This is a genomic window from Nisaea acidiphila (genome assembly GCF_024662015.1).
GTDB lineage: Bacteria > Pseudomonadota > Alphaproteobacteria > Thalassobaculales > Thalassobaculaceae > Nisaea > Nisaea acidiphila.
This window is the reverse complement of sequence record NZ_CP102480.1, coordinates 1869921-1891728: the sequence shown is the minus strand read 5'-3', so window position 1 is coordinate 1891728 and position 21808 is coordinate 1869921. Positions and strand designations below refer to the sequence as shown.

Genomic DNA, 21808 nt, shown 5'->3' with positions numbered 1-21808 from the left:
CGCGGCTGAGCCTGTCAGCCACCGTTGGGTTGCCAAAGCCGGTCAGCGGACCTACTGACCGGCATCTCAGTTCGTTTCCCAGGCCGCGGCGATCAGTCCGTGCCTTTGATCACCTCGAGCGCGACCGCGAAGGCCTCATCCGGGGTCATCGACGATGTGTCGATCAGAACCGCGTCGTCCGCCTGCACCATCGGAGCGTCGCTCCGGCCGGCATCACGGGCATCGCGTTCCCGCATATCCTGCAAAACGCGCGCATATATAGCGGCCTCGCCCCGCTCCTGCAACTCTTTGAATCGCCGCTCTGCCCTTGCCTCGACCGAAGCGGTCACGAACAGCTTGCGGTCGGCGTCCGGACAAATGACCGTGCCGATGTCGCGCCCGTCCAGGATCGCGCCCGTCGCGCCGTCCGGCGGGGTGGTCGCGAAGCCGCGCTGGAAGTCCGTGAGCGCCGCCCTGACCTCCGGTATCGCGGCGACCTTCGACGCGGCGGCACCGGCCTCGCCGGTCCGAAGCTCTGCGCTGCCGAGAATGCTCCGATCGAGATTGCGCGCGGCCTCGGCTGCCGCAACAGCGTCCTCCGGATCGGCGCCCGCGCGCAGCACCATCACGGCGACCGCCCGGTAAAGCGACCCCGTATCGAGATAGGCACAGCCGAGTTCGTCCGCGAGACGGCGTGCCAACGTGCCCTTGCCGGCTGCCGCCGGTCCGTCGATGGCGATGATCATGGTTCAGGTTCTCTCCTGGATCTTCGCGCCAGCGCCGCGCATCAGGCCGGCGAAGTCCGGAAAGCTCGTGTCGATGGTCCGGGCGTCGTCGATTGCGACCGGGCTTTCGGCCCCCATGCCGAGCACCAGGAAGGACATGGCGATCCGGTGATCGAGATCGGCCTCTATCAGCGCATCGCCGGCCACGCCGTTGGAGGAGCCGGTGACGGCGAGCGTGTCCTCGCCTTCCTCGACCCGAACCCCGGCTTTCGCGAGCCCGCGGGCCATGGTGCCGAGCCGATCGCTTTCCTTGACCCGCAATTCGCCGACGCCCCGCATGACGGTGGCGCCCTCCGCGAAGGAAGCGGCCACGGAGAGGATCGGATATTCGTCGATCATGCTCGGCGCGCGCTCGGCCGGAACCTCGATGCCCTTCAGCTCCGAAGCTCGGACCCGGATATCGCCGACCGGCTCGCCCGCCTCCTCGCGCCGGTTCGTGATCTCGATATCGGCGCCCATCTCGATCAGGGTCTCGAAGACCCCGAAGCGGAGGGGGTTGAGCCCGACGGCCTCAAGCAGGATGTCGGAGCCGGGTGTAATCAGCGCCGCGACCGCCGGAAAGGCCGCGGAGGACGGGTCCGCCGGCACGACCACGTCGCGGCCGTGGAATTCGGGCTGGCCGGTGACCGAGATGACCCGGCCCTCGGGCAGATCCTCGACCCGGACCTCGGCGCCGAAATGGCGGAACATGGTCTCGGTATGGTCGCGGGTCTTCTCTGGTTCGATCACCGTGGTTTCGCCCGCCGTGTTGAGCCCGGCGAGCAGGATCGCGGATTTCACCTGCGCGGAAGCGACGGGAAGCGTGTAGCGGATCGGCAGCGGATCTCTTGCCCCGACGACGCAGAGCGGCAGCTTGCCGCCGGCGCGTCCGTGAAAGGCGGCGCCGATCTGTCCGAGCGGCGTGATCACCCGGCCCATCGGCCGGCGCCGGAGCGAGGCATCGCCGGTGAAGATGGCGGAGATCGGATGTCCCGCGACCACCCCCATCAAGAGGCGGGCGGCGGTACCCGAGTTTCCGAGATCGAGCACGTCCTCAGGCTCGTCCAGCGTGCCGATGCCCCGGCCGTGGATCTCCCAGGTGCCGTCCTCATGCCGTTTCACAGAGGCGCCGAGCGCGCGCATGGCGGCCGCGGTGGCGAGCACATCCTCGCCCTCCAGCAGTCCCGTAACCGTGGTACGTCCGACCGCGAGACCGCCGAGGATCAGGGAGCGGTGGGAGATCGACTTGTCGCCCGGCACTTTGATCGTGCCGGTCAGGGCGGAGCTTTTCGATGCGCTAAGAGACGTCATTGGCCTTCTCTGGGGCGAATTCGCGTTGACCGCAGGCTCTCTATCACAGAGGCTTGCATACTGTCTGGGGGAAATCCGTACGGCATTGCGGAAAGCGGCGCCGTATTGCGCATTTTCGCTTTGACAGAAGGAATGATGATCGCTATTCGGCGCCTCGTTGGATTGCGATCCGAAGTCAGTTGTTCTCGGAGGAATACCGTGGCAAAGCCGGAATGGGGCATCAAGCGCACTTGTCAGTCTTGCGGCACGCGCTTTTACGACCTGATGAAATCTCCGATCGTCTGCCCGAAATGCGAGGCCGAATTCGATCCGGAAGCCGTGCTGAAGAGCCGGCGCGCGCGGGCTGTCCCGCTGACCGAGGAAAAGAAAAAGCCGAAGGAAGCCGAGGACGCCGAGGACGAGAACGAGGACGAAGAAGAGGATGCCGGTGTCGACGAGCTCGACAGCGACGATGATGACGTTCTCGATGACGATGACGATGACGACGACGGCAACGATGGCGATGACGATCTGCCGGACGATTACGACTCCGACGACGAAAGCGGCGACGATGACGACGACCTGATCGAGGACACGTCCGACCTCGATGACGACGACGATGTCGGGGTGATCGGCGGCGACGATGACGAGGATGATCGCTGAGTCGAAATTAGCGTCAGAGGGATGACAAAAAGCTCTTGATCCGGGGCGCCGGGGTCGTTACATAAGCGGCCCACCGCGCCGGAACCCAAACCGGTCGGGAGCGTTAAGGGGCCATAGCTCAGCTGGGAGAGCGCTACAATGGCATTGTAGAGGTCAGCGGTTCGATCCCGCTTGGCTCCACCACCGAAGCCCGCAGGGAAACCTGCGGGCTTCGTCCATTTCCGGGCCCGGCTTTTCAAGCAATCGGCAGGAATACCGGTCGAGTACTTCCAAGAAAATTCTAGAGTTGCGCTTGTTCCTCCGACGTGGCGGATTTAGGGCGATATCTGGCGAGTGCGGTTGGGGCGCATGGAATCTTCTTATTTCTTCAAGGTCGAAGGGCTCACGGTCCGGGACATTCTGGCGAATACCGTCAATTTGTACCGCGAACGGTTCTTATTCTATTCGGTCGTTCTTGGGACGCCGATCCTTTTATTGGGTTCAGCGGAATATCTTGCCGTGAAGTTTGGCGGATGGTGGCCGCGAGGCTGGCAAGCCTGGGGGCTTGCAGGGCTCAATCTGTTCGTCGGGAGTTTTTCCGCCTCGATCTTGATTTACGCCGCAATTAGGCAGCTTCGAGGAACGCCCCTGTCTGCATCCGACGCCGTAAGAGCGGGTCTATCTTGCGCCATTTGGGTTTTCATGGCCGGAGCATTCGCTTTCATCGGCATCGCGATCGGATTCCTGCTTCTTGTCGTCCCCGGTCTGATCGCGCTGTGTTCTTGGTTCCTTGCGCTTCCCGTCGCCGCAATGGAGCGCATCGGCCCGCTTGCGGCAACCGAGGCAAGTTTTCAGATGACCCGGGGATACCGACTCCATATCTTGGCAGTTCTCGTGCTGCTCCAGTTTGCGACTTTCTTGATAGAAGTCGTAGTGCAGTACACTTATTGGCTGGTCGTTTCGCTTGTTAGCGGGCAGTCCCTCACCGGGCTGTCGCTGTCCTTCTCAAGACTCTATCTGGTGTCGCGCAACATCCCGGATGTCGAATTCATCTCGGGCCTCGTAACGCTTCCAGTCACCTGTCTTTCGCTGCTTGCTTCGGCATATATCTATGCCGTTTTGACCTCGGTTCGCGGACCATACGCGAACCGGGACTATGTCGCGGATCTGAAATGACCGGTCATTGCAGGACGCCGTACCCGCTCCGTCAGGCCGCCCGGAACCGGTTATAGCGGCCGCCGGGGCGGAAACGGTCGAGATAGGTCGGCAGGATCGCTTCGCACGCCGTCGGTTCGACTTCGAGATCCTGCAGCGTCAGCGCACCTTCCGAAACGACGTTGTCGCTTTTCAGCAGCTCTACCTGGTCGCGGGTCAGCGGCGGGGTCGGGAGCCATTCGAGGAACGCGGCTTCTACGGAAGCGAGCCAGAACGGGATGTCGACGAGGCGGCGTTTGCGGCCGGTCTGCGCGATCACCAGTTCCATCAGGTCCCTGAAGCTGTAAATCTTCGGGCCGCCGAGTTCGAAGATCTTGCCTGCCGCCGGATCGCTGGCCAGCGCGTTCAGGGCGGCGTCGGCGACATCGTCCACATAGACAGGCTGGAACTTCGTCTTGCCGCCGCCGATCAGCGGCAGGAAGGGCAAGCTTTCCGCCATCGCACCGAAGCGATTGAAGAAGTCGTCGTCGGGGCCGAAAACGATGCTGGGCCGCAGGATCGACGCACCCGGGAAGGCGGCGCGCACGGCTTCCTCGCCGGCCGCCTTGCTGCGTGCATAGCGAGCCGGCGATTTGGCATCGGCACCGATTGCGGAGATATGGACGAATTTCTTCGCGCCTGCTTTTGCAGCCGCCGCTGCGATCAGGCCGGGCGCGGTCGCCTGCACGGCGTCGAACCGGTTGCGGCCGCTCTCGTAGAGAATGCCGCAGAGATTGATCACCATGTCGGCGCCCTCTACGGCGGGAGCGATCGCGCTCTCCCCTTCGGTCACGTCGACATGGACCGGTGTGACCTGCCCGACGACTCCCTGGACCTTCAGGTGCTTGGCGCCTTCCACGTCGCGGCAGGCGACTTCGATGCGGGCGCCGCGCTGCGCCAGTTCGCGCACGATATTCCGGCCGATGAAGCCGGAGCCTCCGAAAATGGTGATCTGCTTACCGTCGAACATGGTTTCTGACCTTCCCCTGCGCGCCTTGCGGGGCCCAGCAAGCCCGCGGCGCGTCCTTACCCACATGGGCGCTTATAATATAAGGGGCGGGGACCGGCGATCAAAATTCCCGGTCCCGACGATCCCGAGGAAAAGGATTACCCGAGGCCCGCAAAAAGCCTTTGACAGACGCCCCGCGTGCTGGCATTTACGGCGGCCTCACCGGCGGACACGTTCCGCCGGCTGTGCCCAGGTGGCGGAATTGGTAGACGCGCTGGCTTCAGGTGCCAGTGGCCGCAAGGCCGTGGAAGTTCGAGTCTTCTCCTGGGCACCATCCTCCTTTAAAAAGAGACCCGAAACGATTGGCGCGCTTGGCATTTCGCCTTGATGCGGCCTGTGGCGCGGCCTATTTGCCGTCAGACCAGACGCGGTCAGGAGACATCAATGACCATTACCCTGCACAAGGGCGATCTTCCGGACGGACTCGATCTCGGGCCGGTCGTCGCGATCGACAGCGAGACCATGGGGCTGCGCCCGGAGCGTGACCGGCTCTGCGTCGTGCAACTGTCCTCCGGCGACGGTACCGCCCATCTCGTGCAGTTTCCGAAAGGCAGCTACAACGCGCCGAACCTGACCCGCCTGCTGACCGATCCGGGGGTGGTGAAGCTGTTTCACTTCGCCCGCTTCGACGTGGCGGTGATGCAGGCCTATCTAGGGGTGGTCACGACTCCGATCTATTGCACGAAAATCGCCTCCAAGCTGGTGCGGACCTATACCGACCGGCATGGCCTGAAGGATCTCTGCCGGGAACTGCTCGGGGTTGACTTGTCCAAGCAGCAGCAATCTTCCGATTGGGGTGCGGACGAGCTGACCGAAGAGCAGATGGCCTACGCCGCCTCCGACGTGCTCTACCTGCATCGTTTGAAGGAAGAACTCGATCGCCGGCTCGTCCGCGAGGGACGGGACGGGTACGCGGCTGCCAGCTTCGCCTATCTTCCGGTGCGGGCCTCGCTCGATCTGATCGGTTATCAGGATCAGGACATATTCGCGCATTAGGCTCGGAACTATCGGGATTCATTGACCCTTTGGCGGCCATTCGCCATACTCCGGACACATAGACAAGCAATTGTCGGGCCAAATTGGGCCCGGCACGCGGAGCCGGCCCCGGACGATGCCGTGCACCGCGCGATTTTGTGCCGTTCGCGGATGCGAAGAGGAACAGATGTCCGAGCAGACAGCGGGAAATATCGGAGGCGATCTCGGCGCGCGCAGGTTCATGCCGGGTGCGCCGCGCCGGGCGCGGGCCGCGCATTTCCGCGCCAGCCGGCTCGTGGTGCTTATGAAGCTGATCCTGCCGGCTCTGGCGCTCGCCATCGTTGCTCTGATCGTCAGCTGGCCGCAGCTGATTCCCGACCATACGAAGTTCCGTCTCGGCGATCAGGCGCGGAGCGTGCTCGCCAGCGCAACCGACGGTCTAAGCATGGATCAGCCGCGCTATGTCGGCGTGGACGAGGAGCAGCGGCCCTACGAGATCACGGCTGAGCGCGCAAGCCAGGACAATCCGGATTCCGACCGCCTCGATCTCGTCGCGCCGCAGGCCGATCTCGCGGTCAACCAGGAAGAATGGCTGGCCCTCTCGGCTACGGCCGGCATTTACGACAAGAAAAAGAAGACGATCGACCTTTCCGGCGGGGTGACCGTGTTTCATGACCGCGGCTACACGGTATCCTCGGACAGCGCGCGCGTCCTTCTCGATGAAGGCATGGCGACCAGCGACGACCCGGTCAGCGCCCATGGGCAAAGCGGCACCGCGACCGGTGAGGGCTTCCGGATCTACAATCGTGGCGAACGGATCGTTTTCACCGGTAAGAGCAAGGTCGTGCTCTATCCCTCGCAGCTCGGCGGTCTCGAGACCCGGAGCGCCAATTGATGCTCTCGCTTTCTCGCCGCTGCGGATATCCGATGAATTTTGTTGCTGCCCTGCTTCTCGCTTCCGTTTCGATGTTCCTTTCGCCGGAGCTTCTTGCCCAGTCCGTTCCGGGGCAAGGCGAGGACGAGGGGCCGGTCACGGTCGAGGCCGATGACGGCATAGAGTGGATCCGCGATCAGCGCATGTATGTCGCGCGCGGCAATGCGCGGGCCGAGCGGGGTGGGGTGACGGTGGAAGCCGATACCCTGACAGCGCTCTATCGCGAGCAGAACGGCGCAACCGACATCTATCGCCTGGAAGCGATCGGCAATGTCGTGATCTCTTCCGAAAAGCAGAGGGGCTATGGCGAGCGCGCCGTCTACGATCTCGACGAGGCGGTCGCGGTCATGCTCGGCAAGCAGACGCCGCCGCGACTCGAGACCGGGACCGAGACGATCACCGCGCGTGACAGCCTGGAATATTGGGAGCAGCGGCAGATCGCGGTCGCCCGCGGCAACGCGGTCGCGAAGAAGGAAGACCGGACGATCCGCGCGGACACTCTGATTGCACGCTTCGAGGAAGATGCGGGCGGCCAACTGGTCGCCAAGCGCATGGACGCCGTTGGCAATGTCGTGATCACCACGGCAGAGGATGTCGCGCACGGCGACGAAGGCATCTACAATGTCGATTCGGAAACCGCGATCCTTCAGGGCAATGTGCGGATCACGCGTGGAGAGAACCAGCTGAACGGCGAGCGCGCCGAAGTGAATCTGAAGACCGGCATCAGCCGGCTGTTGTCGGGGCCGGACGGCACGCGGCAGCGCGTTAGAGGATTGTTTAACCCGAAATCGGACACGCAATGATCCGGTGCGGAAACGGCAGCCCGCAAAGCGGGGCAAAGGCTAGGGATGACCGATAACAGTTCCGGTGCGGCGGACGCATCGACGGGAAGTGCAGACGGGCCGCGTCTGGTCTCCAGCAATCGGGGGCTCGTCGCGCTCAATCTCGGCAAGCGCTACAAGTCGCGCCCGGTGCTGCGCGACGTCAGCATCTCGGTGCAGCGCGGTGAGGCGGTCGGGCTGCTCGGCCCGAACGGGGCCGGAAAGACGACTTGTTTCTACGTGATCACGGGACTGATCTCCGCCGACTACGGTTCCATCCACTTGGACGGTGCGGATATCACCGAATTGCCGATGTATCGGCGGGCGCGCCTCGGCATCGGTTACCTGCCGCAGGAGGCCTCGATCTTTCGCGGGCTGACGGTCGAGCAGAATATCCGCGCGGTGCTGGAAGTGGTCGAGGACAATCCCGCCCGGCGCGACGCATTGCTGGAAGATCTTCTGGCGGAATTCTCTATCAGCCACTTACGCCGGACCCCTTCCATCGCGCTTTCCGGCGGCGAGCGGCGGCGTGTGGAGATCGCCCGGGCTTTGGCCTCTCATCCGGCCTTCATCCTGCTGGACGAGCCGCTGGCCGGGATCGACCCGATCGCGGTCGGAGAGATCCGCGACCTGATCTCCCACCTGAAAGACCGGGGGATCGGCGTGCTGATTACCGACCACAATGTGCGGGAGACGCTCGATATCGTCGACCGCGCCTTCATCCTGCATGACGGCATGGTCCTCATGGACGGTGAGCCGGACGAGATCGTCGCGAATAACGAAGTGCGGCGGGTCTATCTCGGCGACCGGTTCAGCCTCTAGGGAGACCGGCTTTGGCGCTTTCGGCCAGACTGGACCTCAGACAGTCCCAGAACCTGGTAATGACGCCGCAGCTGCAGCAGGCGATCAAGCTGCTGCAGTTCAACAATCTTGAGCTGTCCGAATTCGTCGAGGCCGAACTCGAACAGAACCCGCTGCTGGAGCGGGACGACGGCGACGGGCCTGCGACCCTGGAGGCGCTGGAAGCCGACAATCTCGCGGCCTATGACAAGGCGGTGGAGGGCGAGGCCGCTCCGGCTGACGGCGCGGCGGAGAGCGGCTGGGACGAAGCACCCGACGGGCCCGACACGGTCGACCGTACGACATCGGAATCGCTGCCCGCCGGCGGCGAGGACCCGGGAGATACGGATTACGACAACAATTGGGGCAGCGCCGGGGTCGAAGAAACCGATCCGTCGGTGACGCCGACCCTTGGAAGCTGGGAGGCGTCCGGCTCCGGCTCGGGCTCGGGGCGCGGCGGCGAGGATCTTCCGGGGCTGGAGGAGAGCGTCGGTGCCCTCAAGACCCTGCGCGAGCATCTTCTGGAACAGATTACGCTCGATATCGAACGCTCCGACGAGCGTCTGATCGCCGCCGATCTTCTGGATCTGCTGGACGATGCGGGTTACCTCACCGGCGACCTCGAAGAGGTGGCGGACCGCCTCGGCTCGGATCTTGAAGCGGTGGAGTCCGTGCTCGGCAAGCTGCAGGCGCTCGACCCGCCCGGAATATTCGCCCGCAATCTCTCGGAATGCCTGGCCTTGCAGCTGAAGGACCGCAATCGGCTCGATCCGGCGATTCAGGCGCTGCTCGACAATCTTCCAATGCTGGCCAAGCGGGATATGGCAGGGTTGCTCAAGGTCTGCGGCGTCGATGCAGAAGACATGGCCGAGATGGTGGAGGAGATTCGCTCGCTCAATCCGAAGCCGGGCCTCGCCTTCGAGCCGGACAGCAGCGAACCGGTGGTTCCCGACGTATTGGTGCGCGCGGCGCCGGACGGGAGCTGGGTCGTCGAGCTCAATCCGGATACCCTGCCGCGTGTACTGATCAATAACGCATATCTCTCCCAGATCAGCCGCAATCCAAAGAACAAGGCCGACAGGGAATATCTGAGCGAGTGTCATCAATCCGCCAACTGGCTCGTGCGCTCGCTGCATCAGCGTGCGACCACGATTCTCAAGGTCGCGGGAGAGATCGTGCGTCAGCAGGATGCATTCTTCCAGCACGGCATCCAGTATCTGCGTCCGCTCGTCCTGCGCGATATCGCGGCGGCGATCGAAATGCACGAAAGCACGGTCAGCCGCGTCACCTCGAACAAGTTCATGGCGACGCCGCGCGGTATTTACGAGCTTAAGTACTTCTTCACCAGTGCGATCGCATCATCGGCGGGTGGTGACGCCCTGTCCGCCGAGGCGGTGCGGTTCAAGATCAAGAAACTGATCGACGAAGAACCGCCGAACAAGGTGCTGTCGGACGACCGCATCGTCGAAATCCTGAAAGGCGAGGGTGTCGATATTGCACGGCGGACCATTGCGAAATACCGAGAAGCGATGAAGATTCCGTCGTCCGTTCAGAGGAGACGCGAAAAATCGATGGGAATTTGATCTTAATGTCCGGGACTTAGAAATCCCGTAACCGCAGTGCTTGACTCTCCAATGACGCGCGCATAAGTTCCGCGCCTTCGTCGCAGAGGCGGCGTTGCGGGCTGGTCATCTCCGGATTAGTGCATTTCGGAGCTTCGCGACCAGGGGTCAGTTTCATCGACCGCGAAAGACGCATGCAGCTAGCTATCAACGGTAAGCAGGTCCAGATCAGCGACGCGCTAAAGGACCATGTCGAACGCCTTGTGACCGATATCACCGAGAAGTATTTCGGTGACCCGCTCGAAGGAAACGTGACCGTTTCCAAAGAGGGGCAGGATTTCCGCACCGATATCGCGGTCCATGTCGGCCGCGACATGTTTGTGCGCGGCCAGGGCAGCGATAGCGACGCCTATAAGTCCGCCGACAAGGCGGGCGAGCATATCGACAAGCGGCTGCGCCGGTTCAAGCGCCGCGTGCGCGATCATCATCGGGCCGACGGTGGCGCGAAAGTTGCAGCGCAGCAATATGTGCTTGCGGCAGACCACGCCGAGGCCCAGCCTTCTCCCGAGGAGGAGTGGCAGCCGGTGGTCGTTGCGGAAATGACCACCTCTATCGAGGACCTCTCGGTGGAGGAGGCGGTCATGCGTCTCGAGTTGGGCGACCTTCCGGTGGTGATGTTCCGGAACCGGTCGCACGGTGAATTGAATGTGATCTACCGTCGCAGTGACGGGAACATTGGTTGGATTGATCCGAAGGGCCTGGCTCACGGCTGAGCCGGCCCTCGTTTTGGACCGGCATCGCAGTGGGCTGCTCGCTTGATAGAGACGGCCCGCGCGGTGCCTATTTGATGCGAGAGCAGGGTAGACACGATGGAAATCGCGGAAATCCTAATTCCCGAGGGCGTTCTTCCTCATCTTAAAGTCACGTCCAAGAAGCAGGCACTGCAGGAGTTGTCCCGCCGTGCTGCCGACGTGACCGGTCTCGGGCAAAGAGAAATCTTCGACGTCCTGCTGGAGCGTGAGCGTCTCGGCACGACCGGCATGGGCGAAGGCATCGCCATTCCGCACGGAAAGCTGCCGTCGCTGGATCGGCTGCACGGAATCTTTGCGCGCGCCGACCGCGCCGTCGATTTCGATGCCATCGACGACAAGCCGGTGGATATCATTTTTCTGCTTCTTGCGCCGGAATCGGCCGGCGCGGACCATCTTAAGGCGCTCGCCCGGGTCTCGCGGCTGCTGCGCGACAAAGGTACGTGCGACAAGATCCGCGGCGCGGACAGCGTCGATGCGATCTACGCGCTTCTGACCGAAGCCACGGCCAGCAACGCCGCCTGACGGATCGGCCCGGTGGCCGCGTTAGCGGCTGGGAGCTTGGTACAGGGCGGCCTCAGTGAATGCGTGCCGCCTGCATTTCGTTTTCCTGGATCAGCAGTACCGCTTCGTCCCAGCTCGGCGCGTCTGCCACAAGCTGGCCGTCTGCGGTGTGAATCTCGTAAGTCGCCCCGCCGCTGCTCATGACCGGCTTTACGAAAGCGATATCGAACATCCCGAGAGCGGCGAAGTCCTGAGCGCTCATGCGGCGCACGTCTGTCTGTTCTGTCATATTCATTCCATTTCCCATCGTATGCTGGCCAACCCGTTTCTGCGCGCGGCTCAATCCGCGCGCTCGACGTCCAATTTCTCGGCCGTGATGGTCGGTGTCTTTTTACCGCTATTGATCTCGATGGTCTGTACCTTCACTTCCGGCAGCGGGCGGCGGAGATCGATATGCAAGAGCCCGTTATCGAGATCGGCGGAAACCACTTCTATCCCCTCGGCGAGGACGAAGGTTCGCTGGAACTGGCGCGCCGCAATGCCGCGATGCAGATAGATCCGATCGTCGTCATCGGTCTGGCGACCGCGAATGACGAGTTGATTGTCCTCTATCTGGACGCTGAGATCCTCCGAAGCGAACCCGGCAACGGCGAGCGTGATACGCAGCCCGTCCTTGTCGGTTTGCTCTATATTGTAAGGCGGATAGCCTTCCGTGGTGGTCTTCGCGATGCGGTCGAGTGCCCGTTCGAAATGGTCGAATCCGAGCAGTAGCGGCGAATTGAAAACAGACATGCGTGACATGGGACCAACCCCTCATGACATGAGCGAGACGATCAGCGAGCCCGCAAGAGCGGCACTCCGGGCGCGCATCCTCATTGATCACGCGCCTTCCTCATGTAGGTGATCGCCACGTCCGGATCAAGTCGTCGGGCATGCTCCGCTGACGGCACCGCTACCCTGGCGGTCCGCGTCTAGTCGAACAGGGCGTCGATATCTTCCTGGCTGAGACCGGCGCTGCCGAGTGCCGGACCGTTCAGCAGATCGTCCTCTTCGCCCGCTTCCTCTTCTCCCTCTTCCTTCGGAATCGGCAGATCCTTGAAGGCTTCAAGCCCGCCCCAGATATCGATCATGGCGAGGATGCGGCTCTCGATGAAGCGCAGAGTCTTCACCACCTGATTGATCCGCTGGCCTGTCAGATCCTGGAAGCTGCAGGCCTCGATAATGGAAATCAGCTGGTTCGAGGCCTGGTCGATCAACTGCTGCACTTCCGGGTCGTCCAGGGTGAAGCCGTGAATCTGCTTCAGAGTGCCTTCGATCGAGTCCACCGAGGACATGATTTCGTTCGTCGCGTTTTCGGTGGTCTGAACGATCGTATCGAGCTGGAGGGAGGCGGTCTGCATCTGGTCCTCGGCAGACATCGGATGCTTGATCGCCGCGATCTGGCTCTTCGCCCGGCCGATCGACCGCACCATCTGCGCGATCTCGATTCTGAGGTCGTGGTCAACGTCGCTTTCGTCAACGGGCGCGGCCTCGGCGACCGTCTCCTCGACAGCCGGCGTTTCTGTGACCGGCACCGTGACACCGGTCATTCCGATCGCTTTGCGGATTTCGGAAAGCTCGGTCCGGAGACTCGACACCTCGGCGAGCAGGGCTTCCTCGAAAGCGGTGGATGAAAGACCCGGCGCTACGGCTTTCGGGGTTATGACCGGTCCACTCGAGCCGCCGCGCTGCTGAGCACGGCGTTCGACCGAGAAGAGTTTACCCTTTGCATCACCCACGGCGCGACCTCGGCAATAGTTAGTCTTATGGGACAGTGGCAACCCTGGTTCGATGCCTTGCTTCCCCGCTTAATTGCACTATAGCGTGGCCATCCTAATTTTCCGTTAATCAATTTTCTCTACAAACATAAGGATTAAGGGGTACCTTGAGTTGGTTGGTTAGCGTTAGCAATTCATTCAGTCTCTTGTTGTAGAACGGCATCTTACGTTGGGGTTGCTGGTCTCCGGACCCGCAAATTTGGAGCGAAAATGACCGCCGCAGAACAGGAAAAAGAAGAGGCGCTTGATCCGTCGACGCACTTCGCCTTTGAACATAAGATTTTCAAGGTGAACGGCGCGCACTTCGCCCTAACCGGCCAGGATCGGATTCCGGCCCTTCGTGTGAAAGTGGGTGAACTCGAGGCATCGATTCCGCTCGAGTCTCTCTGTACCGAGTTCGGCATCGACGAGGACTCGCAGGACGGAAAGCTGCTCGATACGGTTCGCAAGGGCCTGAACTACGTAAAGGACATCCGTCCGGGCGACACCATCCCGCGCGAGTTGCTGGACGGCTCCGCGAGCTGGTCGATCGAGGAAAAGCACATGGAGCGGGCGAAGAACCGGCTCATGGTGCAGATCGCCCAGTGGGTCGCCGGTTCCTCCGTCGCGAACCCGGACGAATCGGAAATCCATGCCGAACTCGCGAAACCGGAGACCAAGGAGCGGATCCAGAAGGGGATCTCCGAAATCGCCGAAAAGCTCGGTCTCGGCCAGGAGCGCAAGCAGGAGGTTCTGGATCTTGTCGACCGCGTCGCGCGCGAGCTTGCCTATATCGAAGCATTGCGCGACCGCTTTACCCATGCGAGCGCGATCCAAACCAAGCTCGTGCAGGTTATCGCCCTGCATCGCGGCGATCGGCAATTCACCGACGAGGTACAGCGTGTGCGGACTCTCATGGAGCCGCCGATTCGCGATTTCAGCTTCATCTTCGACCAGGTCGATGCGCAGACCGGTGAGATTCTCACCGTTCTCAAGAGTTACGACAAGCAGATCAATTTCATTCGCGAAATGCGCGATGAGCTGCACAAGAAGATCATGATCTGGGACGAGATTATCGAGACCTGGGAAATCGATCTTTCCACCCGCTCGAAAGGCATCCGGGAGGCCGTGCAATCGACCTACAGGTTCGTTGCCTACAATTTCCCCCAGGCCCAAGACTGGATGTAACCGGGTTTCTCCAAGTATTTTTTTGCAATCCGCCCCAAGAACACGATCTACTTAGACGTTGGCGGGACGCACAACGCGTCGGCGCATAGAGTGTGGAGAGTGGGCGCAGGACTTGTCCGGAGACGAAAAGGATAAGGATGCCGTAACGGGGATCCCAGCAGAAGTCGCCTGGGCCTCTACTGAAGCAAGGCTCGACCTCGGTTCACCGGCTGCGGACGATATCCCGCTCAGAGAAATCAGCGCCCCGGAGCTGGAAGAGGTTATCGAACGACACGGGATGTTCCTGCGCGGACAGACTGGTGGCGCGCGGGCAAACCTTCAGGGCTACGATCTCAAATTCAGGGATCTGTCCGGACGGGAACTCGCCGGCGCGGAGCTTTCCGGATGTTCGCTCCGGAACGCCAATCTCGAAAAGTGCGATTTGAAGACGGCGAACCTGTTCGCTTGCGACATGCGCGAGGCGCAATTGAAGGGCGCCATCCTGACGCGGGCCGATCTGCGAGGTGCCTGCATGCGCGGCGCGGATCTCTGCGATGTAACGATGCAGGAGGCCGATCTGCGGGACGGCGTCCTGCTCAAACCGGATGCCCGGGGCAACCTCGTTGCGGTCACTTACAACACGGTCGATGCGGACATCGCGGTGGCGAATGCGACTCGCGCCGATATGAGCGGCGCGCGCCTGTCGAACGCGTTTATCGTGCAGACCGACCTGACCGATGCGAAACTTCGGAACACCCGGTTCGTTCGAGCCGATCTCAGCCATTCCAACCTGACGGGCGCCGATCTCGAAGGCGCCGATCTGACCGAGGCGACCCTGACCGGTGCGATCCTGCACGGCACGATCCTCTACAACGTGGTGTTCAGCGGCACGGACCTGACGGGAGCCGATCTCGCCGGAGCCGTGTTCTCGAACATGAACCCGGACGACCCCCAGTTCCGGCTGGCGAGAATGCCCCGGGCACTCGATGCGCTCGGTCCGGAGATGCGGGAGATCATGATCCAGCACGATCTCTGGATCAAAAGCAACGGCAAGCAGGGAGCGCGGGCGTCCCTGGAAAGGCGTGATGTCAGCAAACAGAGCCTCAGCCGGCTGAATCTGGCCGCGGCCAATCTTGAATGCAGCGTCCTCACAAGCTGCGATCTGACGGGTATCAATCTGCTGATGGCGGATCTCGCTCTGTCCGATCTCCGCTCCGCCGATCTTTCGAACGCGGATCTCCGCGGTGTGACGATGCGGCGGGCCAATCTGATGGAAGCGCGGCTTACGGGCGTTCAGGCGGGGCCGATCCAGATCGTCGGGGCGAAGACCCAGCGCTGGCCTGCCCATTTCGACCGTGCCCGCTTCGATCGTGCGATCCTGAGGGGCGGCGATTTCCATCAGGCGGAGATGAGCGGGGCTGTATTTACCGGCGCGGATTTGCGGGATTGCAATCTCAGGGGCGCGGTTCTGCGCGATGCCGAGTTCGACGGTGCGGATCTGCGCGGGGCCGATCTTTCCGGCGCCGATTTGCGCGGTGCGCTGAATCTTCGTCTCGACGATTGATCGCGGCTGTGGCGGTCCGTCCGGAAATTACGCTGCGGGTCACGCGCGGCGTCACCCGCCTCTTCACCGAGCTCGACTGGAGCCATGTCACGGAAATGCCCCTGCGGTCGGGGCGGAGAGTGGACGTCATGGCGCTCGATCCGGCCGGCGAGATTATCGTCGTCGAGGTGAAGTCAGACATGGCGGACTATCTGGCGGACCGCAAATGGCACGAATACCTGGATTTCTGCGACCGCTTTTTCTTCGCCGTCGCGCCGGACTTTCCGCGCGATCAACTGCCCGACGATCCGAAATGCGGCCTTATTCTTGCGGATCAGTATGAAGCGGTCATCTTCCGGGAAGCCGAGACCGACAAACTGAATGCTGCTCGCAGAAAGTCTTTGACGCTCAAGCTCGCCCGTACCGCGGCCCGCCGGCTCACCGCTCTGCTCGAGGTCCCGCCGGGCCAGCCGCCGGCGTGATCGATTGCGGGGATTTGGGAAATAATAGGCGGCCTAGGTCTCGACTTATGCTGTACGTGCAATTGTGCATTGCGATATCAGCGCGCGCTGCGGTGCGGTATGGCTCCTATATTGGAACGGTGAGTCGTTTTTGCCCGGAAGGAGCTTCGACATGAACCGCATCAGCATCACCCAGACCATTCTGACCTGCGCCGGCTGCCTCGCGCTCATCGGCTACATCGCTTACTACGGCGCGATGAACAACCTCTAAGGTCAAGACCTCCCCGGCAGGGGCGCGAACAGGGTTGGAGGAAGCCTTCCAACCGTCCTAGACTGGGCGGCAGTCAGTCTGCCAAGTCGTTGAGAGTTCATGAGACGCGCCCCGCCGAATACCCTGCCCGGACTTGTCGAGCCGGGTCAAAAACCTGCCCGCCCCAAGGATTCCGCTAGCCTGATTGTCCTGCGCCGGAGCGGCGACGGACTCGACGTGCTGATGGGGCGGCGCGGTAAGAAAGCCGTTTTCGGCGGCGTCTATGTTTTCCCCGGCGGGAAGGTGGATGCCGCGGACCGCAAGGTCGGCTTCGCAAGCGATCTTCAACTGCACGATCTCAAACGCATTTCCAAGGACGAGAACCGGGCCCGCGGATTCCCGATGGCCGCTGTGCGCGAGGCGTTCGAGGAAACCGGGCTGCTGCTGGCCGGGCAGGGCGATCTTGGCCCGACCGCGCACCCATCCTGGTCCGAGATTGGCGGCAAGGGGCTCGCGCCGGAGCTCGGCAAGCTCGGCTATGTCGGCCACGCCATCACGCCGTCCAAACGCAAGTTCCGCTTCAACGCCCGTTTCTTCTACGCCTGGGAAGAAGAGATGGAAGGCGAACTCGGCGGCAGCGGCGAGTTGGCGGATCTCGATTTCTTCCCGCTGGAAGAGGCACTGAAGCTGCCGCTGGTAGATGTCACGGAGTTCATGTTGCTGGAGATAAAACGACGGGCCGGCGAAAACCTTGCGCCGCGCGAGACCTATCCGTTCTTCAGCTACCGGACCGAAGTTCCCTATATCCGATACAGCTAGTTCAATGCCTCAGGGCAGCCGGTAGTCGCTTTCCTCGTCCGGCGGGCCGTCGGTTCGCACCCGGCCGGTCTCGACCAGATGGATCAGGGCCGCAAGCAGGGAGCGCGCGGCCGCGCCATGCACCGCCGGCGGCACGTCGGCATAGATGACCGGTACCATGTCGGAGATCGCGGTGATTCCGTCCTTCAGACACGCAAGGATTTCCTCCTCGCGGTCCCGGCGGTGGGCGATGAAGGCTTCGACAAACGGTTTCGGATCGCGGATCGGGCCGCCATGGGTCGGCCAGTAGGTTTCCTCGTCCCGCTCCAGCACCTTGCGCAGGCTCGCGAGATAATCGCCCATATGGCCGTCCGGCGGCGAGATGACGCTGGTGGACCAGCCCATGACCAGGTCGCCCGGAAACAGGATGGAGCGCTCGGGCCAGGCGAAAGCGAGATGGTTCGAGGTATGGCCGGGTGTGTGCAGGGCATCCAGGCTCCAGTCGCCGCCTTCGATGAGCTGCCCGTCGCCGATCCGGACATCCGGTTCGAAGTCCGGGTCGCCGCCGGCTTCCATGCCGCCGGGTCCGCTGCCGTGCGGGCCATAGCCGTAGGTCGGCGCGCCTGTCTTCGCCTTCAGCTCGGCCGCCGCCGGGGAATGGTCGAGATGGGTGTGGGTTACCAGGATATGGCTGACCCGTTCTCCTCCGAGTCCGTCGAGGAGTGCCGGTATGTGGCCGGCAATGTCCGGCCCCGGATCGATCACCGCGACATTTCCCTCGCCGACGATGAAGGTCGCCGTGCCCCGGAACGTGAAGGGACCTGGATTGCGCGCCATGATCCGGCGCAATCCCGGAGCAAGGCGTTCGACAACGCCATAGGGCGGTTCGAAATCCCGGTCAAAGGGGATGGCCGTGCCCACAGGCTCAGGTCTCCGCGACGACCGGGTTGGAGAGCAGACCGATCTTGTCGATCTCCACTACGATCTCGTCGCCCGGTTTCATCCAGACCGGCGGCTCGCGCCGTCCGCCGACACCGCCCGGCGTTCCGGTGACGATCACGTCGCCCGGGACCAGTTCGGTGAAGGTGCTGATGTACTCGATCAGCCGGGGGATCGGGAAAATCAGGTCGTCGAGCTTGGTGTGCTGCATGACCTCGCCGTTAAGCCGCGCTTCCATCACCAGCTCGCCGAGATCGTCGATCTCGTCCGGCGTCACCAGCCAGGGGCCGAAGGCGCCGGTGCCGATGAAGTTCTTGCCCGGCGTGAATTGCTGGGTATGGCGCTGCCATTCCCGGACGCTGCCTTCGTTGTAGCAGGCATATCCCGCGACATGGTCCATCGCGCCGGCCTCGGAAATGTAGCGTCCACCCTTGCCGATCACGACCGCGAGTTCGGCCTCATAATCCAGCGTCTCAGAGACCTTTGGCCGGATCATCGGCTGTCTGTGTCCGATCTGCGAATTCGGCAGGCGGAGGAAGATCGTCGGATGCTCGACGACCGGCCAGCCGCCCTCGATGCGATGGGCTTCGTAATTAAGGCCGATGCAGAGGATCTTGTCGGGATCCGGGATGAGCGGAAGGAAGTCCGCTTCGTCTGCCGTAACGGCCGCGGCGGTCCCCGCGAGAGCCGCGCCGACGGAGGCGAGCGCATCCGCGGCGATCGCGGACCTCAGCGTCGGGAAACGTTCCTCGGTCGCGGCATCGACGGGATGCAGACCTGAATCCGTCGCCAACCCCCAGGTCGCTTTCCCGTTCAGATTGAATGATGCAAACCGCATTCCCTGCCTCCCCGGGGCATTTCTATTTCAGCGAGCCGAGACTTTAGGAAACCGATGGCCGCGGGTCGATCACCGATCGGGCACGATAGCCGTACGTCAACCGGCATAAACCAGATAGAGCAGGATCCCGCCGAGCAGGATACGGTAGACGACGAATGGCAGGAACCCCGCCCGCCGGAGCCAGGCCATCATCAGCAGGATCGCGACAAGTGCGGAGACGAAGGCGAGACCGGCGGCGGTGAAGGCGTCGCGGGTAAGAGTCATGTCACCGCTCTGCCAGAGCTCGATGCCGGAAAGGGTGCCGGCGCCGGCGATCGCCGGGATCGCCAGCAGGAGCGAGAAGCGGGCGGCGTCCGCGCGCTCGAACCCGAGCAGCCGGGCGAAAGTCATGGTGATTCCGGAGCGGCTGGTGCCCGGGATGAGTGCGAGCGCCTGGGAAAGGCCGATGACGAGTGCGCTGCCATAGCTCATGTGTTCGAGCCGCCGTACCGTCATGCCGGCCCGGTCGGCAAGGCCCAACAGGATTCCGAACCCGAGCGTGGTCCAGCCGATAACCTCGATGCTGCGGAACATGCCGCCGGCATACTTCGCGACGGCATAACCGGCGATCACGACCGGGATCGAGGCGAGGATCACCTGAAGCATGAGCCGGGCGCCCTGATCGATCCGGCCGCGTACAAGGCGCCAAAGCCCCGCGAGCATCAGGCCGATCTCGCGCCAGGCGTAGAGCATGACGGCGAGAAGTGTGCCGACATGGACGGCGACGTCGAGGAGCGGTCCCTGGTCCTGCCAATCCATGACAAAGGGAACGAGCACCAGATGTCCGCTGGAAGAAATGGGCAGGAATTCGGTGATCCCCTGAACGAGGGCGAGAATGGCCAGATGGAGGATCGGCACGCTCGGGCTCCGGTCTCAATCGCTTCGGCGGGACTCGCTTGAGTGGCCGGGTGGGGGCCCCCCGACCTCCCCGACACGGCGACCGGACTATAGCATCCGGTTGATCCGGAAAGAATAAATGTTAAAGGTCCGATTTGAGACTAATTGCTCATCGTGAAACGACTGATCGGCGGCGTCCTGTAATCCGATCAACGGGGGAATAAAAAATTAGTCCTATCTATTGACCTTTCTCGTCGCTTTCCGTAGATAGGCGCTCCCCGATGAGGTATTGTGCCAGGAACGAACGACAAGTCGGGCGGCACGGAACCCGAAGCGGAACAGGTCCCGAAGAGGCCGAGGGAGAGAGTGGAATGACCACCGATCGGATGCTGAAATTCGTCCACACGGCGAAGCGGATGCCCGCAAAGCGCGCGGCGGAAGAGCGCCGCCGGGATTTCGGCGAGATCTATGACGAGTTCGTGGAGGACCACGCGCAGGAGCAGGCAAGCCGCTGCTCGCAATGCGGCGTGCCCTATTGCCAGGTCCATTGCCCTCTTTCCAACAACATCCCCGATTGGCTGATGCTGACGGCGGAAGGGCGTCTGGAAGAGGCCTACGAGATTTCGAGCGCGACCAACAATTTCCCGGAGATCTGCGGCCGTATCTGCCCGCAGGACCGTCTCTGCGAAGGCAATTGCGTGATCGAGAAGGGATTCGACTCGGTCACCATCGGCTCTGTCGAGAAATATATCACCGAGACGGCCTTCGAGCAGGGCTGGGTGAAGCCGGCGAAGCCCGTGCGCGAGCGCAAGGAAAGCGTTGGCATTATCGGTGGCGGCCCAGGCGGGCTCGCGGCGGCCGAACAGCTCCGCAAACGCGGTTATCAGGTCCATGTTTACGATCGCTACGACCGTATCGGCGGCCTGATGATCTACGGTATTCCGAACTTCAAGCTTGAGAAGGATGTGGTGCAGCGCCGCACCCGGGTGCTGGAGGAGAGCGGAATTACCTTCCATACCGGTGTGGATGTCGGCAAGGACATCACCGTTGCCGAATTGCGCGAGAAGCACGACGCGGTGCTGGTCGCGACCGGCGTCTACAAGACGCGCGAGATGAAGTGCCCGGGCATCGGTCTTGGCAATGTTCATCAGGCGCTGGATTACCTCACCGCTTCCAACCGCACGGGTTTGGGCGACAAGGTGCCGGCCTTCGAGGACGGCAGTCTCGACGCCAACGGCAAGGATATTGTCGTGATCGGCGGCGGCGATACGGCGATGGACTGTGTCCGGACCGCGATCCGCCAGGGCGCGAAGTCGGTCAAATGCGTCTATCGCCGGGACAAGGCCAACATGCCGGGCTCCCAGCGCGAGGTGCAGAACGCCGAGGAAGAGGGTGTCGAGTTCATGTGGCTCGCCGCGCCCGAGGCCTTCACCGGCGAGGGAGCCGTCGATGGCGTGCGTTGTCACCGCATCCATCTCGGCGTGCCGGATTCCACCGGCCGTCAGGCGCCGCAGGTGGTGCCTGACAGCAGCTTCACCATTCCGGCTGACATGGCGATCCTCGCGCTCGGCTTCGACCCCGAGGACCTGCCGGAGCTGTTCGGCGAGAAGGAGCTGAAAGTGTCCCGCTGGGGGACGCTCTCTGTCGACTTCACGAGCATGATGACCAGCCTCGACGGCGTCTTCGCCGCCGGCGACATCGTGCGCGGGGCCTCGCTTGTCGTCTGGGCCGTCCGCGACGGCCGCGACGTGGCCGACCAGATCCATGCCTATATCGAGCAGAAGGCCTCCGCCTCGCTCGATCTCGCTTCCTGAGCC

Annotated in this window: 23 protein-coding genes and 2 tRNA genes; 16 read left to right on the top strand and 9 right to left on the bottom strand. The window is 62.6% G+C overall.

Going from position 1 to position 21808, the window contains the following annotated elements:
- Nucleotides 1-92: 92 nt before the first annotated feature.
- Together cmk and aroA are read right to left on the bottom strand one after the other, a co-directional pair.
- Nucleotides 93-725, bottom strand: coding sequence for a (d)CMP kinase (cmk, locus tag NUH88_RS08700; RefSeq protein WP_257771440.1), 633 nt, complete (start codon nt 723-725; stop codon nt 93-95).
- Between the two features lie 3 nt (nt 726-728).
- On the bottom strand, nt 729-2054 hold the full coding sequence (aroA, locus tag NUH88_RS08695; protein WP_257771438.1) for a 3-phosphoshikimate 1-carboxyvinyltransferase: 1326 nt from the start codon (nt 2052-2054) through the stop codon (nt 729-731).
- 198 nt (nt 2055-2252) lie between these two features.
- Here aroA and NUH88_RS08690 point away from each other — a divergent pair, with 198 nt between their 5' ends.
- The 3 genes from NUH88_RS08690 (at nt 2253) to NUH88_RS08680 (ending at nt 3851) form a co-directional block, all read left to right on the top strand.
- Entirely contained in the window at nt 2253-2696 is a 444-nt protein-coding gene (locus NUH88_RS08690) for a TIGR02300 family protein (RefSeq protein ID WP_257771437.1), read from the top strand.
- Nucleotides 2697-2803: 107 nt separating this feature from the next.
- Nucleotides 2804-2879: transfer RNA gene (locus tag NUH88_RS08685), tRNA-Ala, on the top strand.
- Between the two features lie 165 nt (nt 2880-3044).
- Nucleotides 3045-3851: a hypothetical protein gene (locus NUH88_RS08680; protein ID WP_257771436.1), complete on the top strand. Its 807-nt coding sequence runs from the start codon at nt 3045-3047 to the stop codon at nt 3849-3851.
- Between the two features lie 31 nt (nt 3852-3882).
- Here NUH88_RS08680 and NUH88_RS08675 read toward each other — a convergent pair whose 3' ends face one another.
- The gene (locus tag NUH88_RS08675) at nt 3883-4839 is read right to left on the bottom strand and encodes a complex I NDUFA9 subunit family protein (protein ID WP_257771435.1); all 957 of its coding nucleotides are present in this window, start codon (nt 4837-4839) and stop codon (nt 3883-3885) included.
- A gap of 226 nt (nt 4840-5065) precedes the next feature.
- On the opposite strand from NUH88_RS08675, the gene NUH88_RS08670 reads away from it, so the two are divergent.
- From NUH88_RS08670 to ptsN, 8 genes are all read left to right on the top strand, one after another.
- Nucleotides 5066-5152 (top strand) — tRNA-Leu (locus NUH88_RS08670).
- A gap of 110 nt (nt 5153-5262) precedes the next feature.
- Nucleotides 5263-5874: a ribonuclease D gene (locus NUH88_RS08665; RefSeq protein ID WP_257771433.1), complete on the top strand. Its 612-nt coding sequence runs from the start codon at nt 5263-5265 to the stop codon at nt 5872-5874.
- A gap of 166 nt (nt 5875-6040) precedes the next feature.
- Complete coding sequence (lptC, locus tag NUH88_RS08660) at nt 6041-6748, top strand: LPS export ABC transporter periplasmic protein LptC (protein WP_257771432.1); 708 nt, start codon at nt 6041-6043, stop codon at nt 6746-6748.
- A 32-nt stretch (nt 6749-6780) separates the two neighbouring features.
- Nucleotides 6781-7590: an LptA/OstA family protein gene (locus NUH88_RS08655; protein ID WP_257771431.1), complete on the top strand. Its 810-nt coding sequence runs from the start codon at nt 6781-6783 to the stop codon at nt 7588-7590.
- Nucleotides 7591-7635: 45 nt separating this feature from the next.
- Nucleotides 7636-8430 (top strand): LPS export ABC transporter ATP-binding protein, encoded by a 795-nt coding sequence (gene lptB, locus NUH88_RS08650; protein WP_257771430.1) that lies wholly within the window; start codon nt 7636-7638, stop codon nt 8428-8430.
- Nucleotides 8431-8441: 11 nt separating this feature from the next.
- Entirely contained in the window at nt 8442-10031 is a 1590-nt protein-coding gene (rpoN, locus tag NUH88_RS08645; protein ID WP_257771428.1) for an RNA polymerase factor sigma-54, read from the top strand.
- Nucleotides 10032-10204: 173 nt separating this feature from the next.
- Nucleotides 10205-10783 (top strand): ribosome hibernation-promoting factor, HPF/YfiA family, encoded by a 579-nt coding sequence (gene hpf, locus NUH88_RS08640; RefSeq protein WP_257771427.1) that lies wholly within the window; start codon nt 10205-10207, stop codon nt 10781-10783.
- A gap of 96 nt (nt 10784-10879) precedes the next feature.
- The gene (gene ptsN / locus NUH88_RS08635; protein WP_257771425.1) at nt 10880-11344 is read left to right on the top strand and encodes a PTS IIA-like nitrogen regulatory protein PtsN; all 465 of its coding nucleotides are present in this window, start codon (nt 10880-10882) and stop codon (nt 11342-11344) included.
- A 52-nt stretch (nt 11345-11396) separates the two neighbouring features.
- Here the strand turns inward: ptsN and NUH88_RS08630 are convergent, their stop codons facing one another.
- The 3 genes from NUH88_RS08630 to NUH88_RS08620 all read right to left on the bottom strand — a co-directional run bounded on the left by NUH88_RS08630 (nt 11397) and on the right by NUH88_RS08620 (nt 13101).
- A complete protein-coding gene (locus NUH88_RS08630) occupies nt 11397-11612 on the bottom strand; it encodes a DUF1150 domain-containing protein (RefSeq protein WP_257771424.1) in 216 nt (71 codons plus the stop codon).
- Nucleotides 11613-11662: 50 nt separating this feature from the next.
- Entirely contained in the window at nt 11663-12124 is a 462-nt protein-coding gene (locus NUH88_RS08625) for an Hsp20 family protein (RefSeq protein ID WP_257771422.1), read from the bottom strand.
- Between the two features lie 170 nt (nt 12125-12294).
- A complete protein-coding gene (locus NUH88_RS08620) occupies nt 12295-13101 on the bottom strand; it encodes a protein phosphatase CheZ (RefSeq protein ID WP_257771420.1) in 807 nt (268 codons plus the stop codon).
- Between the two features lie 249 nt (nt 13102-13350).
- Between NUH88_RS08620 and NUH88_RS08615 the strand changes: the two genes are divergently transcribed.
- The 4 genes from NUH88_RS08615 (at nt 13351) to NUH88_RS08600 (ending at nt 17359) form a co-directional block, all read left to right on the top strand.
- Complete coding sequence (locus NUH88_RS08615; protein WP_257771418.1) at nt 13351-14307, top strand: hypothetical protein; 957 nt, start codon at nt 13351-13353, stop codon at nt 14305-14307.
- Between the two features lie 112 nt (nt 14308-14419).
- Nucleotides 14420-15850: a pentapeptide repeat-containing protein gene (locus NUH88_RS08610; RefSeq protein ID WP_257771416.1), complete on the top strand. Its 1431-nt coding sequence runs from the start codon at nt 14420-14422 to the stop codon at nt 15848-15850.
- A gap of 8 nt (nt 15851-15858) precedes the next feature.
- Nucleotides 15859-16311, top strand: coding sequence for an MmcB family DNA repair protein (locus tag NUH88_RS08605; protein ID WP_257771415.1), 453 nt, complete (start codon nt 15859-15861; stop codon nt 16309-16311).
- A 349-nt stretch (nt 16312-16660) separates the two neighbouring features.
- The gene (locus NUH88_RS08600) at nt 16661-17359 is read left to right on the top strand and encodes an NUDIX hydrolase (RefSeq protein ID WP_257771413.1); all 699 of its coding nucleotides are present in this window, start codon (nt 16661-16663) and stop codon (nt 17357-17359) included.
- 9 nt (nt 17360-17368) lie between these two features.
- Here the strand turns inward: NUH88_RS08600 and NUH88_RS08595 are convergent, their stop codons facing one another.
- From NUH88_RS08595 to NUH88_RS08585, 3 genes are all read right to left on the bottom strand, one after another.
- Nucleotides 17369-18259, bottom strand: coding sequence for an MBL fold metallo-hydrolase (locus NUH88_RS08595; RefSeq protein WP_257771412.1), 891 nt, complete (start codon nt 18257-18259; stop codon nt 17369-17371).
- 4 nt (nt 18260-18263) lie between these two features.
- A complete protein-coding gene (locus NUH88_RS08590) occupies nt 18264-19115 on the bottom strand; it encodes a fumarylacetoacetate hydrolase family protein (protein ID WP_257771411.1) in 852 nt (283 codons plus the stop codon).
- Between the two features lie 96 nt (nt 19116-19211).
- On the bottom strand, nt 19212-20012 hold the full coding sequence (locus NUH88_RS08585) for an undecaprenyl-diphosphate phosphatase (RefSeq protein WP_257771410.1): 801 nt from the start codon (nt 20010-20012) through the stop codon (nt 19212-19214).
- A 350-nt stretch (nt 20013-20362) separates the two neighbouring features.
- Here NUH88_RS08585 and NUH88_RS08580 point away from each other — a divergent pair, with 350 nt between their 5' ends.
- Complete coding sequence (locus tag NUH88_RS08580; RefSeq protein WP_257771408.1) at nt 20363-21805, top strand: NAD(P)-dependent oxidoreductase; 1443 nt, start codon at nt 20363-20365, stop codon at nt 21803-21805.
- Nucleotides 21806-21808 lie beyond the last annotated feature (3 nt).

Excerpts from the sequence above, each read along its gene's own strand:
- cmk (WP_257771440.1), bottom strand. The coding sequence starts at position 725 with ATGATCATCGCCATCGACGGACCGGCGGCAGCCGGCAAGGGCACGTTG.
- aroA (WP_257771438.1), bottom strand. The coding sequence starts at position 2,054 with ATGACGTCTCTTAGCGCATCGAAAAGCTCCGCCCTGACCGGCACGATC.
- NUH88_RS08680 (WP_257771436.1), top strand. The coding sequence starts at position 3,045 with ATGGAATCTTCTTATTTCTTCAAGGTCGAAGGGCTCACGGTCCGGGAC.
- NUH88_RS08675 (WP_257771435.1), bottom strand. The coding sequence starts at position 4,839 with ATGTTCGACGGTAAGCAGATCACCATTTTCGGAGGCTCCGGCTTCATC.
- NUH88_RS08665 (WP_257771433.1), top strand. The coding sequence starts at position 5,263 with ATGACCATTACCCTGCACAAGGGCGATCTTCCGGACGGACTCGATCTC.
- lptC (WP_257771432.1), top strand. The coding sequence starts at position 6,041 with ATGTCCGAGCAGACAGCGGGAAATATCGGAGGCGATCTCGGCGCGCGC.
- NUH88_RS08655 (WP_257771431.1), top strand. The coding sequence starts at position 6,781 with ATGAATTTTGTTGCTGCCCTGCTTCTCGCTTCCGTTTCGATGTTCCTT.
- lptB (WP_257771430.1), top strand. The coding sequence starts at position 7,636 with ATGACCGATAACAGTTCCGGTGCGGCGGACGCATCGACGGGAAGTGCA.
- hpf (WP_257771427.1), top strand. The coding sequence starts at position 10,205 with ATGCAGCTAGCTATCAACGGTAAGCAGGTCCAGATCAGCGACGCGCTA.
- ptsN (WP_257771425.1), top strand. The coding sequence starts at position 10,880 with ATGGAAATCGCGGAAATCCTAATTCCCGAGGGCGTTCTTCCTCATCTT.
- NUH88_RS08630 (WP_257771424.1), bottom strand. The coding sequence starts at position 11,612 with ATGACAGAACAGACAGACGTGCGCCGCATGAGCGCTCAGGACTTCGCC.
- NUH88_RS08625 (WP_257771422.1), bottom strand. The coding sequence starts at position 12,124 with ATGTCACGCATGTCTGTTTTCAATTCGCCGCTACTGCTCGGATTCGAC.
- NUH88_RS08615 (WP_257771418.1), top strand. The coding sequence starts at position 13,351 with ATGACCGCCGCAGAACAGGAAAAAGAAGAGGCGCTTGATCCGTCGACG.
- NUH88_RS08600 (WP_257771413.1), top strand. The coding sequence starts at position 16,661 with ATGAGACGCGCCCCGCCGAATACCCTGCCCGGACTTGTCGAGCCGGGT.
- NUH88_RS08590 (WP_257771411.1), bottom strand. The coding sequence starts at position 19,115 with ATGCGGTTTGCATCATTCAATCTGAACGGGAAAGCGACCTGGGGGTTG.
- NUH88_RS08580 (WP_257771408.1), top strand. The coding sequence starts at position 20,363 with ATGACCACCGATCGGATGCTGAAATTCGTCCACACGGCGAAGCGGATG.